Source organism: Labilithrix luteola, from assembly GCF_001263205.1.
Lineage (GTDB): Bacteria > Myxococcota_A > Polyangia > Polyangiales > Polyangiaceae > Labilithrix > Labilithrix luteola.
In genome coordinates this window covers 9988135-10005234 of record NZ_CP012333.1, presented here as the reverse complement: position 1 = coordinate 10005234, position 17100 = coordinate 9988135, and the positions used below count along the sequence as shown (strand labels likewise).

At 67.4% G+C, this 17100-nt stretch carries 17 protein-coding genes; 5 read left to right on the top strand and 12 right to left on the bottom strand.

Annotated features, from left to right (window positions below; genetic code table 11):
- Positions 1 to 13 precede the first annotated feature (13 nt).
- From AKJ09_RS43225 to AKJ09_RS43200, 6 genes are all read right to left on the bottom strand, one after another.
- Positions 14 to 655 (bottom strand): response regulator, encoded by a 642-nt coding sequence (locus AKJ09_RS43225; protein ID WP_169928343.1) that lies wholly within the window; start codon positions 653 to 655, stop codon positions 14 to 16.
- 274 nt (positions 656 to 929) lie between these two features.
- Positions 930 to 3053, bottom strand: coding sequence for an ATP-binding protein (locus tag AKJ09_RS43220; RefSeq protein WP_146653695.1), 2124 nt, complete (start codon positions 3051 to 3053; stop codon positions 930 to 932).
- A gap of 1 nt (position 3054) precedes the next feature.
- Complete coding sequence (locus tag AKJ09_RS43215) at positions 3055 to 4200, bottom strand: FIST signal transduction protein (RefSeq protein ID WP_146653694.1); 1146 nt, start codon at positions 4198 to 4200, stop codon at positions 3055 to 3057.
- A 119-nt stretch (positions 4201 to 4319) separates the two neighbouring features.
- Complete coding sequence (locus AKJ09_RS43210) at positions 4320 to 5186, bottom strand: response regulator (protein ID WP_146653693.1); 867 nt, start codon at positions 5184 to 5186, stop codon at positions 4320 to 4322.
- Positions 5187 to 5518: 332 nt separating this feature from the next.
- On the bottom strand, positions 5519 to 6286 hold the full coding sequence (locus AKJ09_RS43205; RefSeq protein WP_146653692.1) for an enoyl-CoA hydratase/isomerase family protein: 768 nt from the start codon (positions 6284 to 6286) through the stop codon (positions 5519 to 5521).
- Between the two features lie 2 nt (positions 6287 to 6288).
- Positions 6289 to 7326, bottom strand: coding sequence for an ATP-grasp domain-containing protein (locus AKJ09_RS43200; RefSeq protein ID WP_240488822.1), 1038 nt, complete (start codon positions 7324 to 7326; stop codon positions 6289 to 6291).
- A 593-nt stretch (positions 7327 to 7919) separates the two neighbouring features.
- Here AKJ09_RS43200 and AKJ09_RS43195 point away from each other — a divergent pair.
- Entirely contained in the window at positions 7920 to 8804 is an 885-nt protein-coding gene (locus AKJ09_RS43195) for a hypothetical protein (protein WP_146653690.1), read from the top strand.
- 29 nt (positions 8805 to 8833) lie between these two features.
- Positions 8834 to 10060: an aspartate kinase gene (locus AKJ09_RS43190; protein ID WP_146653689.1), complete on the top strand. Its 1227-nt coding sequence runs from the start codon at positions 8834 to 8836 to the stop codon at positions 10058 to 10060.
- 14 nt (positions 10061 to 10074) lie between these two features.
- Here the strand turns inward: AKJ09_RS43190 and AKJ09_RS43185 are convergent, their stop codons facing one another.
- Positions 10075 to 10740, bottom strand: coding sequence for a tetratricopeptide repeat protein (locus AKJ09_RS43185; protein ID WP_146653688.1), 666 nt, complete (start codon positions 10738 to 10740; stop codon positions 10075 to 10077).
- 291 nt (positions 10741 to 11031) lie between these two features.
- Here AKJ09_RS43185 and AKJ09_RS43180 point away from each other — a divergent pair, with 291 nt between their 5' ends.
- Complete coding sequence (locus tag AKJ09_RS43180; protein WP_146653687.1) at positions 11032 to 11577, top strand: HPF/RaiA family ribosome-associated protein; 546 nt, start codon at positions 11032 to 11034, stop codon at positions 11575 to 11577.
- A gap of 51 nt (positions 11578 to 11628) precedes the next feature.
- On the opposite strand, the gene AKJ09_RS43175 is transcribed toward AKJ09_RS43180, so the two are convergent.
- Positions 11629 to 13065, bottom strand: a complete 1437-nt coding sequence (locus tag AKJ09_RS43175; protein WP_146653686.1) for a PQQ-dependent sugar dehydrogenase family protein — start codon at positions 13063 to 13065, stop codon at positions 11629 to 11631.
- Positions 13049 to 13606, bottom strand: coding sequence for a BON domain-containing protein (locus AKJ09_RS43170; RefSeq protein WP_169928341.1), 558 nt, complete (start codon positions 13604 to 13606; stop codon positions 13049 to 13051). Before AKJ09_RS43170 ends, AKJ09_RS43175 begins: the two co-directional genes overlap by 17 nt.
- Positions 13607 to 13805: 199 nt before the next feature.
- Between AKJ09_RS43170 and AKJ09_RS43165 the strand changes: the two genes are divergently transcribed.
- Positions 13806 to 14612 (top strand): alpha/beta fold hydrolase, encoded by an 807-nt coding sequence (locus tag AKJ09_RS43165; RefSeq protein ID WP_146653684.1) that lies wholly within the window; start codon positions 13806 to 13808, stop codon positions 14610 to 14612.
- A gap of 2 nt (positions 14613 to 14614) precedes the next feature.
- Positions 14615 to 15406 (top strand): class I SAM-dependent methyltransferase, encoded by a 792-nt coding sequence (locus AKJ09_RS43160; protein WP_146653683.1) that lies wholly within the window; start codon positions 14615 to 14617, stop codon positions 15404 to 15406.
- On the opposite strand, the gene AKJ09_RS43155 is transcribed toward AKJ09_RS43160, so the two are convergent.
- The 3 genes from AKJ09_RS43155 to AKJ09_RS43145 form a co-directional block, all read right to left on the bottom strand.
- Positions 15369 to 15833 (bottom strand): DUF6184 family natural product biosynthesis lipoprotein, encoded by a 465-nt coding sequence (locus AKJ09_RS43155; protein WP_146653682.1) that lies wholly within the window; start codon positions 15831 to 15833, stop codon positions 15369 to 15371. The two genes, AKJ09_RS43160 and AKJ09_RS43155, sit on opposite strands and share 38 nt — an antisense overlap.
- A gap of 83 nt (positions 15834 to 15916) precedes the next feature.
- Positions 15917 to 16411 (bottom strand): DUF6184 family natural product biosynthesis lipoprotein, encoded by a 495-nt coding sequence (locus AKJ09_RS43150; protein ID WP_146653681.1) that lies wholly within the window; start codon positions 16409 to 16411, stop codon positions 15917 to 15919.
- A gap of 22 nt (positions 16412 to 16433) precedes the next feature.
- A complete protein-coding gene (locus tag AKJ09_RS43145; protein WP_146653680.1) occupies positions 16434 to 17099 on the bottom strand; it encodes a DUF6184 family natural product biosynthesis lipoprotein in 666 nt (221 codons plus the stop codon).
- Position 17100: the final 1 nt, after the last annotated feature.

The following is a 17100-nucleotide window of genomic DNA, read 5'->3' as shown; positions in this document are numbered from 1 at the left end:
CGACGAACGGCGCCTACGAACGGGCGTCGTCGTTGGTCGTGAGCTCTTCGTTCGAGAAGAGCCGGCGAAGGGCCAGGCTGAGGAGCTCCGCGAAGCTCGACGCGCCGGCCTTCCGGAAGATGTGTTTCATGTGCGTTCGGAAGGTGGTTTCGGCCATGCCCGAACGAAGCAGGTAGGCGTCACGTGTCTGCCCCGCCACCAGCCAGGCGACGATCTCGTATTCGCGCGGCGAGAGCTTCCACTCCGCGCTGAGCGCCTCGAGACGCGTGGCGAGCGAGGTCTGGAAGGCGTGGTCGCGCGCGATAACGCGCCGGAGGAACGCGCCGAGCTCGGCTTCGCCAACCGGCTTGCCGAAGACCGCGGTGTTCATCGTGGCGGCTCGGTTGACGACGGCGACCTCGATCTGCCCGGTCACGAGCGCGCACGGCACGTCTGGGAAGCGTTCACGGGCGCGCTCGAGGATCTCGAAGCCTCCGTTGGCTCGCGGTCCCAGATTCAGGTCGACCAGTATGCCGCACCAGTCCGTGCGGCTCTCGAGCAGGCCCAGAGCCTCGTCGACCGAGGACGCGAAACGCACGACGCGATAGCGGGTGACGATTCGACCAAGACAGCGGCGCGTTGCATCATCATCCTCGACGACGAGCAGGGATCCCACCGGGTTCACCGAACGAAAGAAGGTTGCACATAGCTGCCGTGAAAGCAGCAAAACGAACGACGTGTGGCGTCTACGGCGTCTAGCCTCACGCCGATTGCAGCGAAATTATTCACGAAATATCAGTCGCTCTACGTTGCCGCCCGAACAGAGACCTTCACGGAAGGAAGACGACGCGGCGAAGGTCCGCAGCTTTGACTCGGATTCTGTCGGTAGCAAGAAGAACCGCGTGCGCTGTAGTGCCGCATCTTGCAGCAGGGCAGAGACGCCTCATTTCTCATGTCTCGTTGCCCGTTTCTCGTTGCCTCGTTGCCTCGGTTGTCGGTTGTCGGTTGTCGGTTGTCGGTTGTCGGTTCTCGTTGCTCGCTAGGTGACGCCTCACCGTCGCGATCAAGAGATCGCGTTCGAGCGGCTTGGTGAGGTAGGCGACGCAGCCTGCGAGCTTCGCACGCTCTCGCGCGTCGCCGCTGACGAACGCGCTGACCGCGATGACCGGCACGTGCGAGACGAGGGGATGCGCCTTGAGGCGTCGTGTGGCCTCCCAGCCGTCGAGATGGGGTAGGGCGAGGTCCATGAGGACGAGGTCTGGAATGTCCCGTACGGCGCGTTCGACAGCCTGCTCTCCATCCTCCGCTTCGAGGATCTGGAACGTTCCCGCCAGGATGCGCCTGAGGATGTCGCGGTTCTGGGCCGAGTCGTCGACATAAAGCAAGCGTGGGAGCTCGCTCGTACGCTTCTCCGAGAGCCGGCTCGCCGCGGCGCGCACGACGCGAGGTAGGCGAACCTCGAATGTGGAGCCGCGGCCCAACGTGCTCTCGGCTTGCACCCTGCCGCCAAGAACGTGGACCAGCTCGCGGACGAGAGGCAGCCCGAGGCCGCGCCCGCTCAGGTGGCGCGGCCGCGCTCCATCGACCTTCTTCATCTTGTCGAAGAGGAACGGAAGATCGCTTTCGGCGATGCCGGTACCCGTGTCCTGCACGCGAACGACGAGCGCGTCACCGTCGGCGCGCGCGGATGCGGTGATCTTCCCGCGCTCGGTGAACTTGGCGGCGTTCGAGAGGAGGTTGACCAGGATCTGGCGCAGCTTGAGCGAGTCGCTCGCGATCTCGCGTACCTCGGGTGCAACGTCGACCACGAGCGCGATCTCCCTCCCTCGAAGGAGGAGAAAGGTCGTCTCCATGCACTCGTCGAGGAGGACGTCGAGCTCGATGGGTTCGGTGACGACGTCCACGCGACCAGCCTCGAGATTCGAGAGATCGAGGAGGTCGTTGACGAGGCCGAGCAACGTCCGTGCGTTCTGCTCGATGACGTTGAGGTCGCGTCGTCCGTCGGGCGTCAGGCGCTCGCCCTGTTCGCGGAGGACGAGGTCGCAGTAGCCGAGGATCCCGTTGAGGGGCGTGCGCATCTCGTGGGAGACGTTGGCGAGGAACGCACTGTCGACGCGACTGCGCGTGTCGCCCTCGTGTGCGGGCCCCTCCTCGGAGCGTCGTCGTGCGCGTTCGAGCTCGGCGGTGAGCCTCTCGATGTCCTCGTTCTGCTGGCGAAGGATCTCCATGTTCTGCGCGCGGCGCTGGTAGCTGGCAAGCGTTCGAGCGGAGATCGTATGCGACTTCTTGAGGACTTCGACGGCACGTCGCGATTCGGTGACGTCCTCGGCGACGCCGAGCAGGTACTCACCATCGCCACGGTCGTCGAGGAGGGGCACCTTCAGGGAGCGATAGATGCGGTCGGTCCCAGCCGTTCGGGCCACCTCGTCGAAGATCCGGAGGGACTTGCCCGCGAGCACATCGGAGTCCTGGGCGATGAACGACTCGGCCTGTTCCTTGGGAAAAAGCTCGAAGTCGCTCTTGCCGAGCAGCCACTCCTTGGTGACCTGGAACGTGGTGGCGAAGGTCTGATTGGCCACGACGAGACGTCGCTCGGAGGCGTCTTTGACGAAGACGACGAACGGCATCGCGTCGACGACGCGCTCGAGCAGCGAGCCGCGCGCCGAGGCCGCGACACTCTCTCGTGCGCGGCGAATCTCGCGCGCGAGAACGAGCGGCAGGCGTGAGAGGCCGGCAGCGTCCACCACGTCGGCGGCGCCGAGCTTGGCCGCCATACGCACCGACGTGTCTCGAAGCTCGGGCGTGTAGACGACGAGCGGCACCTTCTTGCCTTCGGCCGCGCACCTGGCTTTCACGTCGCCTATGCCGAAGCCAGGCAGGACGTCGGCGCACACGATGACGTCGACGGTGCCCGCCAGCGATCGTGCAAGCTCCTCATCGGTCGAGACGACCTCGGTTTCGGCAAGAAAGCCCGCGCGCCCGAGCACGCCGGCGATGGCATCGCGTTCCGAATCGGTGGCGACCACGACGACCCTCGGGGCCGGCCCAATCGCGGGAGGGTAAGTGCTGCCCAAGTCAGGAGCTCCCGAAGGCGAGGGCGGTCAGCGTGCTCGTCATCTGGAAGCCGCAATAGACCTCCAGATACGCGTTCATGCCGACGACCGGGGCCGCGTGGAACGCCCGCGAGACGTCTTGGGTCGTTCCTCGAGTCTCGGCGACGCTCATGCACCGCTGACAGTGGAAGACGAAGGCGGCGGCGGGCGGACCGACCCGCGCCGGAACTTCCTCGCGCAGAAAGCGGGCCGTCGAGCCCGCGAGATCGTCGAGCTGCATGAGCTCGAGCTCGGTGCCTTCCGAGAGCAGATTCGAAAAGAGGATGGAACCGTCGTCGAGTGGGCGCGACGGGCCGTGGATGAAGTACTCGCGACCGATACGTCGTGCGGTCGGCCACGTCGCAAACCCGGCGGGTTTGTCGATGCCGAGGTCCGTGACGTCCACGCCGAGCAATTCGGCGTAACGAGCCGCGGCGGGACGGCCGTCGATCTCGAGCGCGCGAGCGAACGACGAATCGACCTTGGTGACGAGCAACTTCTTGCCGGTCGGAACGTAGGCATGCGATCGGAGCGCGGCCCATCGCACGTCGGTCTGGAAGAGAAGCAGGAACACCGCGTCGTCGAGGACCTCGTCGTCCACGTGCAGGACCGAAGAGGCAGGTTCCTCGTCGAGACGACCCGCGCCGCCCCCGACGAGCACGAGCGCAGGATTCGGCTCGAGCATGCCCATCAAGAACTCCTCCTTCTTGTCGCGAGAGCCGTCGTCCACGACCATTCCGACGTGTCGCGTGCCGAGGTTTGCGGGGGGCACGCCGAGCTGAGCACACGCCTGGTAGAGCGCGGTGGCGCCGGCGGCGACAGCGTCTCGCGAGAGGTCGCGGCCAACTCCGACCCCGACGTCGAAGTCGCCGGAAAGCGCGGACGCCACGATGCTGCCGGAGTGGATCCCGTCGCGGTCGATTTCACCGCTGGTGGAGGCACCAACGAGGCGTGCTCGAGGCAATCGCCGGCGCAGCGCGCGATTGAGTGCACGGTGGTCCCGGTCGCGCGAAGCGAAGAACGTGACGAGTTTCGGGGGCGTGGCGCCGAACTGGCTGCAGATGGCTTCGGCCGCGCGCTCCTCATCCATCTCGGACGTACGGGCCGATGCTAGGGCCATCGACGCCATGAGGCGGCTCCTCCCGATTCGGACGTGGCAGGGCGGTGTGGAAGCTGTGGAAGCTGTGCTCTAAGGCGTTTTCGCGTCACTCGTTCCTCCCCCATGGTCGTTCTTGCGATGGCGACTCGTCATACTCGAGGTCCCTTCGAGGTTGCTCGCGGTGAGACCGATCGTGGTGGCCCGGCGTGGTGGAGCCGTTTGCCGAGCGCACGAAGCGACGCGACGTAGGTTTCGATGCCGTCGCTCTTCGAGACGTGGGCGTCGGCGCCCGCGGTGGAGGCAAGACGCCGGAGCTCGGGCTCGGGCAGGTTCGACGAGAGCACGACGACCATGTCTCGTCGCGGCGTGGTGGCCTTCAGCTGCGCGACGAACTCCGCTGCCGAAAGGTCCGCGCGCCTGACGTCCGCCACGATGATGTTCGGTGCCCAATGCGTGACGATCGAGCGAATCTCGCCGATCGCCACTGCGATTCTCACGTCGAAGCCGACCGCCGAGAGCCGCGCCTGCGTGACTTCGAGGGTGTACTCGCTCTCGTCGACGAGAAGCAATCGGACGCGCGACAACTCCGAGTCGATGCCGGCATGGGGAGGTACGGGCGCGGTTGGACGCTCCACGACGGGCGGAAGGAGGCGTCGCAAGAGAGCGAGGAGGCGCAGCCCTCCGTCGTCGGAAGAGATGTGCGCCGCGGACTGTGCGGCACGTTCGAGCGCCGAGAACTCGACCGGCGGACGATCTCCGTAGAGCACGACCGGACATCGTCCGTCGATGAGCGTCCGCAAGAGCGTGTTCTCGGCCGTCACCTCACGCCAGCTCCGAGGTGCCGAGACGTCGTAGACGAGCACCGTCGGAACGTCGTCGTCGAGCGCATCGACGGCGGTGCGTACGTCGCTCACTCCGACGGTGACGTAGCCCTCACGCTCCACGAGCTCGCACGTCTTCGTGCGCCGCGGGTTTGCATCGTCGAGAACGAGGACACGACGGATCGATTGCGCCAACGAGCCTCCATCCACACGTGGGCTTGTACCCGCGCACGCAGACGGCCCCACCCGTCGCGTTGCGAGCCGTCCGTACGCAGACCGGCGTTCGAACGAACTCCGAGTATCGATGCACGCATGGCGCAGGACCATCCTCTGGAGGGAGGATGTGTCTGCGAGGACACAGCGATCGACGCGGGGCCCATGCCGCCGCGCGCGTGCGTCCAGCGACGCTGGACTCCACGAAATGACGACTCAATGATCACGCACGTCTACGTGTCTACGCGTGCGCGCGCCTCATCAGCGACTGCAGGCGCATGTGCGGTGATGGGCGTGGTCGCGCCGCTCTCGCTTCAACGATTCGAGAAACGTGGGGAGCGTCGTTCGAAGTAGGCTTCGACCGCTTCGAGGTGATCGGCTCCGCTCCACGTTTCGGCGAACAGCGTTCGTTCGAGCGCGCGCACGTCGCGCGCGTTCGCGCTGGCCTCGCGGACGAGTCGCTTCATCTTGGCGATCGCCGTGGGGGAGCCTTTGGCAATGTCGGACGCCCATGCGAGCGCGGTGACTTTGGCTTGATCGTTCGCGGTGACTTCGTCGACCAAGCCGAGTCGCAAGGCTTCGGCCGCGCTTACTTCGTGACCGGCATAAAGCAGGCGGGCTGCGGCTCCGCTGGGCACGAGTGCGAGCACGCGCGGGACGGTTCCCCACGCCGTGGTCACGCCCATGCGCACTTGCTTGAACGAGAGCCGCGCGCGCTCGTCGGCAACGCGCATGTCACACGCCATCGCGAGCTCGGCGCCACCGCCGATCGCCGGGCCTGAAAGCGCGCAAACGACGGGGAAGGGAAGCTCGCCGATGGCGTGCATGAGATGCCAGCCGAGATCGCTGAAGCGTTCGGCGTCGGCGACGGAGGTCTTGTCCCGCATTTCGCGGAGATCGCCGCCCGAGACGAACACATCGCCGGCGCCCGTGAGGACGGCGGCGCGCACGGACGCGTCACCGCTCGCGCGATCGATGGCATCGGCCAGTGCGCCGATCGTCGCGTGGTCGAGGGCGTTCTTCGCCTGGGGGCGATCGATCGTCCAGACGACGACGTCCCCCTGGCGGTCCACGTGGAGCATGGTCAGCTGCCAGCGCGAAGTCGACGCACGGTGCCCTCGCCCGGACGCGACGAGCGCGCCGTCTTTTGCGCGTTCTTCTGGGCGTGTTTCTGTGCGTCCTTCTGTGCGTCGTGGCGAAGACGCGTTGCGCGCTGCTCGGCTTCGATGACGTTGTCCTTGCCGGAACGTCGCTTCTTGCGACGGGCGAGGAAGCGTTCGGCGTGCGCGATGATCGCGCCAGCGACGTCGAGACCGCTCGTCCGCTCGATGCCCTCGAGGCCTGGTGAGCTGTTGATCTCGAGGATCTTCGGGCCGTCGCGGCCTTCGAGCATGTCGACGCCCGCGACCTCCAGCCCCATGACCTTCACCGCCGAAACCGCCGCTTGACGGTACTGGGGAGGAAGCTCGACGCGAACGCCGAGGCCGCCGCGGTGGAGGTTCGAGCGGAATTCGCCTTTCTTGGCCTGTCGGCGCATGGCGGCGACCACACGACCGCCGACGACGATGGCGCGGTAGTCGCGGCCCTTCGACTCGGCGATGTACTCCTGCAGGATGATGTCTTGACCCATCGCCCAGAGGGTTTCGAGCAGCGAGGTGACGGCCTGTGGCGTCTCGGCGATCATCGTGCCGATGCCCTGAGCGCCCTGCTGGAGCTTAACGATGGCGGGGGTGCCGCCGATGAACGTGAGCGCCGCGTCGACCGACGTGGGCGTGCGCGCGCAGACCGTCTTCGGGACGTCGATGTCCTTCTTGGTCAGGAGCTGCATCGCGCGGAGCTTGTCGCGCGAGCGCGCGATGGCGATGGCGGTGTTGAGGACGGGCACGCCCATCATGTCGAATTGCCGGACGACGGCGAGGCCGTAATTCGTGATGGAAGCGCCGATGCGCGGCACCACGAGATCGACGGGAGGCAGGAGCCGATCGCCGAGGAACATCGCTGGACGACCTCGCGACACGACGATCTGGAAGTCGAGCGGATCAGCGACGGTGACTTGATGGCCGCGCGCGCGGGCTGCGAGCACGAGCCGGCTCGTCGAGTAGAGGCCTGCGTTGCGAGACAAGACCAGGAGGCGCAAGAGGCCGCAGAGCCTGAGGGAACTTTTCGTGGGCGACAATGGGGGCCGCGCACGAATCGTAAAAAATGTGTTAATTCAATTGGTTATAAGCGCATCCTCGAGCGCGGACAGCGTGAGGTCGGCGGGACGGGCGGGGGAGATAGGAGCCGGCTCGCGCGTCGGGGCGTGCGTCGCGCTCTCGGTGGTCCGGGCGCGGACGCCCGCGGACCTTCCGTGCGAGGAAGGCGCGTGGGATCGAGGCCAGACGGACGCCGCCGCGAGCAACGCGATGGCCCCCAGTCTCAACCAAAGATGCTCACGCGAAGACATCGCACGAAGCGGATGCATCGTGCGTGCCCCCTCTGCGGCGAGCCATCGTGGATCTCGATGACGCGGGAAACTCCGAGAAACCTCGATCGACGTAACGTGTGTGAGGGCGCGTTGGCGTGGTCGAGGTGTCTCACGTGAGCCACGGTCGAGGCGGGATGGACGCGCAGGGCGCGACGTACGGATCATGCTCCACGCTCGCGCGACGCTCTTTGGAGCCCGGCCACGTCCCGCTCTGGACGGCGTCTGCACCCCTGGTAGGGTGGCCCTCGATGGGTGCCATCTCGCGAGCCAAAGACGACGATCTCGACCTGCCGCCGCTCGACGGTGAAGGCGACGAGGAGACCGGCGACGACGCTGCGGAGGAGCTCGACGAGGAAACGCCCGACGGTGCCGATGCCTTCGACGACGCCACGGCCGAGGACGAGCCGATCGAGCTTGCGGTGGAAGGCGCCGAGGCCGGATGGCTCCAGGATGCCGACGATGCGGAGTCGCTGGATGTAGGTGTTTTCGAGCTTGTCTCTGACGCTGACTCACGTTCGGGGGAAGACGACGAGCCCGACACGCGGATGCACGACGACGACTTGCTCGGCATCGATGACAGCGTGGCCGCCGTAGACTCAGGCGAAGAGGGGCCCCTCGCCGACGACGAGGAGCTGAAAGAGGAAGATCTCCCCGCCCTCGATGCGGACGAAGACGGCGACGTGGCCGACGACGTCCTGTTCGACCGCGCCATGCTCGGCGCCGAGGAAGAGCTTCGTTGGGACGATCGCGCATGGGCGCGTGTCGCCGAGTTCGACGGCGGCGAAGAGGACGGCCGCGAATCGCATTGGGAAAGCGGAACGCTCGTCGCGCCCGGTGAGGAAAAGCAGAGCGCGCGCGATGCCGCGTGGCGCCACCTCGACGAGAGCGGGCGCGTGACGGCGGCTGCCTTCGTGCCGGGCGACAGTGTCGTCGTGGCGCTGGACGAGCGCACGCGCACGATGCTCGTCCGGATCCGTCCGGACGGCACGTCGCGCATCATCGCCGAGATCGACGCTCCTTCCGGCGACGACGACGGTGAGCCGCTCCGCGTGACTGCGCTCCGCTGGGACGGCTCGAGCGGTTGGCTCATCGCGCGCGGAACGTTTGGCGTGCAGGCGTTCCGACCCGCGTGACCGCTTGGTGATAAGCTCTGCCACCCAAGATGGCAGTCATCGTCCAGAAGTACGGCGGTTCATCGGTCGCAGACGTCGAGAAGATCGGACAGGTCGCCGAGCGCGTCGTCGCGGCGAAGCGTGAAGGGCACGACGTCGTCGTCGTCGTCAGCGCCATGGGCAAGACGACCGACGAGCTCATCGGGCTCGCCCGGCGCACGGCCGAAGCTGCCGGACCAGGCAAAGAGCCCCCGCGCCGCGAGCTCGACATGCTCGTGTCGACGGGCGAGCGCGTGACCATGGCGCTCCTGTCCATCGCGATTCACGCGCGCGGCTTCGATGCCATCAGCTTCACGGGCAGTCAGTCCGGCATCCTCACGAACGATCGACACTTCGATGCACGCATCATCGAAGTGCGTCCGCACCGCATCCAGGACGAGCTCGCACGCGGACGAATCGTCATCGTCGCCGGGTATCAGGGGATGAGTTACAAGCGGGAGATCACGACGCTCGGGCGCGGCGGCTCCGACACGACCGCGGTCGCTCTCGCCGCGGCGCTCTCCGCCGAGCGTTGCGAGATCTACAGCGACGTCGACGGCGTCTACTCGGCCGACCCGCGTGTGGTCGATGGCCCGAAGCACTTGCCCGAGCTCGATCTCGCCGTCCTCGCCGAAATGGCAGAGGCCGGTGCGAAGGTGCTGAACGCGCAGGCCGTGGAGTGGGCGCGTCGCAGCAAGATCGCCATCCACGCGCGCAAGACGAGCGACCCGGTCGGTGGCGGCCGGGAGACGGTTGGGCGCCCGGAAGAAGACGATACGGTCGCGCGGCTCGGCACCGACGAGAATCGGAACGTGCGTGCGGTCGTCGGCGCGTCCGGAGTGATGTTCGCCAAGGTGGCTTCGAGCAGCCTGCCGCTCTTCTTGAAGACGGCTGCGGAGCTCGAAATTGCCGTCGGCGACGTTGTCGGCGCCGGCGCGGACACGTTCGTCCACGTTCCGATGCTCAACGTTCCCGATTGGCAGCGTTGCGCTCGCGAGTTCGATCGCGCTGTCGGCGGAGGAGCGGCCATGCTGGGCAAGCATGCCGTCGTGAGCCTGGTCGGCTACGGGTTGACGGGTGCGAGCGGCGTGCTCGGTCGCGTGATCGCGACGCTCGAACAGGCTGGGGCGACGCCGATCGGGATCTCCGCGGGGCCGCTTCGCATCAGTGCGACCATCGCCGAAGACAAGCTGGCGGCCGCGCAGCGTGCATTGCACGCCGCGTTCGTGGCCGACTAGGCCTCGAAGGTGCTCTAGCGTCCTGCTCGGCGAGCCAGCGCAGCGAAGAGCCGGCGGTCGCCACGATCGTCGGCCGGCCAAGCTGCCGGATCGGCCTCGCGCACGAGGACGAGGAGCGCCCGCACGTGGAGCTGCGCTTCGCGAGCGAGCGCACTGTCGTTGGTTTCGGCCGCGAGCACGGCGATGCGCCGCCATACCGCGAGTTGAGCCGGTGTTTGCCCGTCCTCGCCATGCCATTGGGCGAGGATGCGGAGCGTCTCGGGCGTGCCTTGGCCGGTCGGCGCGAGAAGGTCGGCGACGGCCTGGTCGCGCATCCCGAGGGCGTGACGCACGAACGCTCGCGCGCGCCGGGCTTGCTGGAGCTCAGGCACATGTTCGAGCGCGAGGGAGTAGACGCGCTCGGCTTCCCGGAGGTCGCCCCGCCGCGTCCGGAGCGCGCCGAGACCCAGGTACGCCTCGTCGCACGTGGGATCGAGCGACAGCGCCTCCATGTAACGCCGGAGCGCGGTGTCCTCTTCGTGGGCTACTTCGTGTGCGCGCGCGACGCGGACGAGCTCGAGTGCGCTCGACGCCGATGCCGGCGCAGTCATGAGCAGCGCCATGAGCACCACGATGGCGGCGAGAGACCATCGCCTTCCGCCCCAGCCAGGCGAAGCTCGCAGGGCACGACCGCGGTGCATGCATCCACGATAGCGCCTCGCGGCGGCGGCGTAGCGGCGGTTTCGACGCGTGGATGGTTGGGGTTCGGAGCATGGCTGCGCCCATGGCCCGGGTGGCCTCGAATTCTCGCGTCGTGGGGGCACGCTGTGTCGCGAATGTTGCGTGCCGATCGCAAAATTCGCGCGAGCGTCGAGGCCGCGAGGGGCTCGTGGTGCGTGAGTTACGCGCTTCTGCCGTGTGGAAAAGCACGAGCTGCGCGGCATGGATGTTGAAGTCGCAGAACGTTGGGCATCAGCAAAGGAGCCGTGCGAATGGCTGCGACTGTCCAAATTACGTTCCGCGATATCCCTCATTCCAATTCGATTGAGACGCAAGTGCAGAGGCGAGCGGCGAAGCTCGACACTTTCTTCGATCGCATCGTCAGCTGTCACGTCGTGGTGGCTGCCCCCCATCGGCACCACAAGCAAGGGAGACGTTACCAAGTCAGTATCGACATGCTCGTACCGGGGAAGGAACTTGCCGTCACGCACAACCTCGACGACGACAAGGAGGACCTCCACGCGACCGTCGACAACGCGTTTACCGATGCCGAGCGCGTGCTCGAGGAGCATTGTCGTAAGCTCAAGCTAGGACCGAAGCTCACGCATCAGAAGCCGCCTCACGGGGTCGTGACGAAGCTGTTCAGCGACCGTGGTTACGGCTTCATCGAAGACGGCGGCCGGGAGATCTACTTCCATCGCAACAGCGTCTTGAACGGGAAGTTCGACAAGCTGTCGGTCGGCGCCAAAGTCCGTTACGCGGAAGAAGACGGCGACAAAGGGCCACAAGCCAGCACGGTTCACGTCGTCGAGACCTGAGGTCTCGATCGCGGCGTGCGTCGGGCCATTTCGACCCGGCGCACGTCGTGCTCATTTCCCGAGCAGCGCGACGCGGTAGACGACGCCCCCGCGAGGAGCGCGGTCGCTTTCGCTCGCCACGAAGAGCGCACCGTCGATCGGCGAGAGGGCGAGGCTCGTGGGGCGAACCGGATCGTCGCCAGCATCACCGACTTGCCACGACCATGCACCGTCGCGCGCCGCTCCGTACCGTCCTCCGCCGAAGACGACCTCGTGCGCGTACGTCGTTCCATCGGGCGTGATTGTCGGGAGGATGGTGGCACCACGTTCGTCGAAGGGGAGCCACACCACGTTGTGCCCCGCCGCGTGAGTGTGACCGGGCGCGCCGCGCAAGGCGACGAAGGCGCCGCTCCTCCAGCGGGACGGCAGGGCGAAGTTGCCGGTCCCCGGCGGATACAGAATCGAGCGTGCCGACGAATTCGCGTCGAAGAGGGCCAACGGGGAATCGACGTGGCTCTGGCACCACGCATCGTCCCTCGGGGCGCTGCCGGCGGTGACGCGCGCCCCCGGTTGCGGCGGTGGGACGTCGGCCAGGAGGGGCGTTGCCGGAGGGACCTGCGCAGCACCACGTGCGCGCCCGGCAAACATGCAGAATGGATAGCCGTACGCCTTGTCTTTCTCGACAAGGACGAGCGGCGCGCCGGGATCCTCGTCGCTTACCGCGCGTCCATGCCGGAGAAGATCGGCAGCGCCGTCGTCGATGCCGACCAGGCGCCCCGCCGCGTCGCTCGCTATCGCGCTCAGGTTGTGGATCCCCCGGATGACCACCTCTCCCTGTTTCCACGTGAGCGCTCTGCCTTTCGTGGGGGACGCGAGAGGAAATCGTCGCACAACGGCGCGCTCGAGATCGTAGGACGAGGGCAGTGGGCGAGGAGCGGCGCTGGTCGCGACGTAGAGCATGCCCTTGGCGACCGCCAGGGCGTGTCCCTCGTCGGCGCCGGCGTCGGGGAGGCCGATCACCACGTCCTCGCCGGCACCGCCCTCGTCGACGTCGGCGGTCCAGTGCCAGCGCTTCACGGTGCTCCTCGTGCCGCAATAGAGAACGTTGCGCTCGAAGACGCACGCGTGTCCGCCAGCGTTCGTCCGCGCCCAGACGACGGTCTCAGGGGGCTTCGGATCGAAGAGTCCGTCGTGATCGACGTCGCGATAGCGGCGCACGTCACCGTCGAGCGTGACGGCGAACAGGTCTCCGTTCGGCGCGAACGTCAGGCCGCGTAGCTGCCCTTGGTCGAAGGCCACGACGCGCGCGCAGAGCCCGTCGGCGACGAAATGCCGATCGGGCGGGAGGCCGTGAGGACCACATGCGATGGCACGTCCACGCGCCGTCGACGAGGTGGGCGTCGGCGCCGGTCCGTCGAATGGAACAGCGCTGTCCTTCGTGCATGCGACGAGCGAGAGCCCGAGCACGACGCGCGTGCACGACCGTGCGGCGTCAGCGACGACGGCCATCCCCGGGAGTCGTGTCTCGTTCGGGGATCTCCGCGATCTCGACCTCACCGACCCGCAGGTCGTTCGAGACGGCGACGACGCCACGAATGCGTTCGGCCATCGCCTCGATGCGACCACGCTGGTTCTCGTCGGGGACCGTTCCGCGCAGGGTGATTTCACCCACGTGGACGATCACTTCGACGTTCGCGGTTTCGAGGCTCTCGGTGGTGGAGAGCATCGTCGCGAGCTCGTCACGGATACGTTGATCGCGTCGCCGTCGCCCGCGCGGTGCGCTCGGCGCCTCGACGGCGATGGGTTCTCCGAGGTCGACGCGCTCGGAGCCGCGAGGGACTTCCTCTTCGGAATAGAGCTCGGCCTCTGCGAGCGGCTCTTCTTCCTCGAGCACGTCGGTGGCCGCGTTGACGTCGTCGTCCGGATCGTACGATTCGGGCAGATAGGTCGGCATTCCGAGACCCTGCTCTCCGAAGCTCTCGTACGTTCGGTCGCGGATCGTGAGGTCTTCTTCCTCGGGTTCTCCAGGCGGCCAAGGTCGAGGTGTCATCGATGGTCCCTTGTCGTCCTTCCTTCGTCTGCCCTCGTTTCCCTGGCTTTGAGCCATGCAATGCGTGTTCCGCCCGCATACGTGCGGTGGACGAGCAGCCCAAGAACGGCGTGCGTCGCGGTGACCGTAGCAACTTGCCCCGTGAGCGCGGGCGCGCATGCGGACTTGGACCGCCGACTCGCGGTAGATTGCCAGCGAGATGAAGATCCGTACGGCTCGCTCCGAGGTCGCCTACATCGACGAGGGCAAGGGGAGGCCCCTCGTGCTCGTCCATCCATTCCCGCTGTCGGCCGAGGCCTATCGCACTGACGCCGACGTGCTCGCGGATTCGCTGCGGATCGTCGCGCCGAGCATGCGCGGATTCGGCGGGTCGTCGCCGTTCGACGCTGTCACGCCGCCGTCCATCGACGCGATGGCCGACGACGTCGCCGCGTTGCTCGACCAACTCGATCTCCGCGAGCCCGTGGTGGTCGGAGGGATCTCGATGGGCGGCTACGTGGCACTCGCCTTCGCTCGTCGTCACGCCGACCGGCTCGCGGGGCTCGTGCTCGCCGATACACGGGCCGAACCCGACTCGGACGTGGCCCGCGCCAATCGCGATCGGAACATCGCTCGTGTCGAAGCCGGCGAGTTCGCGCCGTTCGTCGACGAGCTCGTGCCGAATCTGGTCGCGAAACGGACCATCGACACGCGCCCTGAAATCGTCGGTCAGGTTCGTGCCATCGCGCTGCAGCAGACGGAGGCAGCGGTGGCTCAAGCGCTCGCTGCGCTTCGCGACCGTCCTGACGCTCGACCGGGGCTCGGATCGATCGTCGTGCCCACGCTCGTGCTCGTGGGGTCCGAGGATTCGGTCACGCCCGTGGCAGCCTCCGAGGCGATGGTGCAGGCCATCCCCAAGGCGACGTTGCAGGTGATCGAGGGCGCCGGGCATCTCTCGAACCTCGAGGCCCCGTCCGCGTTCCGTGACGCCGTTCGCGCGTTCGTCGCGCGTCTTCCGGGCACCTGACGATGCAGCCCTGGTTTCCGAGCCTGACCGCGGTCGCGGTCTCTCTCGCCCGCGGCGTCGGAGCTCTTCCGGACCGCCCCTCGACGCGTGCGCTCCGCGTCCTTTCACTGGGCCTCGTCGATCACGTCACGCTCCGCATGCGCGCCATCGACGAGGTCGTTCTCGCGGCCCTGCCGCGATCGCGCCAGCTCGTCATCCTCGGTGCTGGGCTCGATCGTCGTGCGTCGCGCCTCCAGGCGCTTCGCGACGTCGTCGTCTACGAAGTCGATCACCCCGCGACGCAAGCGTCCAAGCGTCTCGTCTCGCGTCTGACGCGCGCCGAGGGGACGACAGCACGCTTCGTCGGCGTCGATTTCGAGCGCGATTCGCTCGACGCCCGCCTCGAGCAGAGTGGCCACGACGTGCATGCGGAGACGACCTGGATCTGGGAAGGGGTGACGCCGTACCTGACGAGGGACGCCTTTCTCTCCACCCTGAGAATCGTCGCGGCGCGCTCCACCCCTGGCTCGACGCTCGCCATGACGTACGGAACACCCGAGCTGCTTGCCGCGGGTCGACGGCTGAAGCCGTTCGTGCGCCCCGCGTTCGCCGCCATCGGAGAGCCACTCCTGGGACTCATGCGCCCGCACGAAGCGCGCGATCTCGTGACCACGGAGGGCTTCGACGTGACGGACGATTCGGGCTCACCGGATTGGGCCGACCGACAAGGTGTCCCGAGACCGCGCGTCGTCGTGGGTGAGCGCCTGCTCGTCGCGATCAGGGCGGGCACAACGTCAGGCTCTGGCAAGCCGTGAGACGGCTCAGGTGGTCGATGCTCGTCTCGCAGTGAGCGCTGCGGATCGACGCGAGGCAGTCTTCGAAACGCAGATCCTTCGAGGCCGGAGTGCACCTCCAGCTCGCCATCTCGGTCCGGACGGGACCATCGAGATTGGCGCGACAGGCGTCTTCGCTCGCGTAGAGGCTTCCGTCCTTGCCGATGCGGTCGCACTCGGCCTCGCGACTGCAGAGCTCTTGGGCGAGCCGCGCTGCGGGCTCGGCGAGGGCGGGGCCTGTCTCGGTGACGCGAACGCCGTTGGGCGTGCCGCTGGACAGCGTTGTGATGCCGCTCGAACGCTCGTTGTGCGAACAGGCGACGAGGAGCGAAACGACGGCCAAGACGGGCCAGCGTTGGCTGCGTGCGGTCCCGCTCTCGTCGCTCGAACGAGCACGCGCAGTTCCCATGGTCGACCTCCGAACGCGGGCTCTGCAGCGAACGCGCCAACGAGCGCGCGAGTCACGACGTCCCGCGGGGCGAGACGTCGCGCTCACGGTGCGCAGAGGGATGCCTGGCTGCATGCGTCGACGTTGGCGACGATGTCGAGATCCGCGCTGCACGGTTGAGCACGAACCGCGGAGAGGCAGTTCCCGAGCAATGGCTCGGCGAGGCCCTGCGGGCAGCCCATGGATTGCACATCGACGGTTGCCGTGCGACGCGCCTCGTTCATGCATGCTTGCATGCTGGCGTGCGGTCGGTTCGGACCGATCTCGTCGCACGCGAGCTTTCGCTCGCAGAGCGCCTGGGCGAGGTTCTCCGCCTCTGCTGCGCCCTCACCGAGCGCGGGAACTTCGATGGCGCGCGGATCGGCGCCGTGGCCGGGCGGCGCCTCCTCGCCGGCGCCGGCCGGGAGCTCGGCGCCGGTCGTCGTGGTCGTCCCAACGGGGACCGTGTCTTTGTGCGCGCACGTGACGAGCACGAGCGCAACGGCCAAGCCGACGAACACGAATTCCGCGAGGTGCTTGTGACGAAGTTCGTGCTCCATGATGCGCCTCGTAGGTGTTGGGTCATTGAGCGCAGAGCGCCGTCGTCCGACAGGCCGGCGTCGCGTCGATGTTGCTGGTGACGTCACCGCAGCCCCCTGCGCGGAGTGCCGCCAGGCACGACGCGAGGACCGTGGTGTTGACGCCAGCGTTGCATGCGGCGTTCTCGAAGTGGTCGCGCGCAATGCCTCGCTGCTGAGCCAGGCACGCGTCGCGGCTCTCCCAGCGGCCTCCGCTTCCGATGTGGTCGCACGTCGCTTCGCGATCGCACTGCGCCTCGGCGATGCGCGGAGCGACTTCGGCGGGCGCTGCGCCGAGCGTAGGAACGAGCTTGGGACCCTCCTTCGGCAAACCTGGGAACTGGTACTCGGCGCCCGGCCACGCGTACGGAAGGTGATACGGCGGGAGCGGTGGATAGCCCGTCCCCGGCGTTCCGGTGATGCGCTCGCTGCCGAGCTCGGTGGCTCGCATCCCGGACAATTGGGTGCGAATCGTCTCGTCGCTCGTGCGCCCGCCGTTGTCGACCCAACCGGCGTTGTCGATGGTGCGCGACGTCGCCACGGTCACGTCGGAGCGCTGGGCGACGCTCGCCGCAAGCAGCTGATCGGCGCCGGGGCCTTGCGGATAGCAGGCGCCGAGGAGGACCGTGGTGAGCGCGACCCCTGCGAAAACGGACGAGCCGGACGTCATG